The organism is Desertibacillus haloalkaliphilus, assembly GCF_019039105.1.
GTDB lineage: Bacteria > Bacillota > Bacilli > Bacillales > KJ1-10-99 > Desertibacillus > Desertibacillus haloalkaliphilus.
This window is the reverse complement of record NZ_JAHPIV010000589.1, coordinates 1-330: the sequence shown is the minus strand read 5'-3', so window position 1 is coordinate 330 and position 330 is coordinate 1. Positions and strand designations below refer to the sequence as shown.

Sequence of the window (330 nt, the reverse complement as noted above, 5' to 3'; positions counted from 1 at the left end):
CCCCGACTGTGCGTACTTCTGGCGCAATTCCTCCGCCGTTTCCACCAGCATATGTTGTTGGACACTGTACAGATTGTAGCGGACATCCAACCCTTTATTCGGCAACATCGTTAACAACGGATCTAAATCACCAGTCTCCAAGCCTCCAATGCGCATCAAATCTAGCATGTCATTGACCATCAATGCTTGCGAGTCATCGTATAACCGGTACATTTTCGACTTTGAAAAACCCAGCGCCGTTAAGCGATTAATTGAAATCCCCTTATCGCGCACCGTCTGATGCATCAGTTCACCAAACGTTTGGCTAATCGGTTTGAATGACAGTTGATC

General features: G+C 47.0%; 1 protein-coding gene. It reads right to left on the bottom strand.

Annotation, left to right across the window (positions count from 1 at the left end; translation table 11 throughout):
* On the bottom strand, positions 1-330 hold a 330-nt coding region (locus KH400_RS23405; protein ID WP_217228722.1), incomplete at both ends, for a hypothetical protein.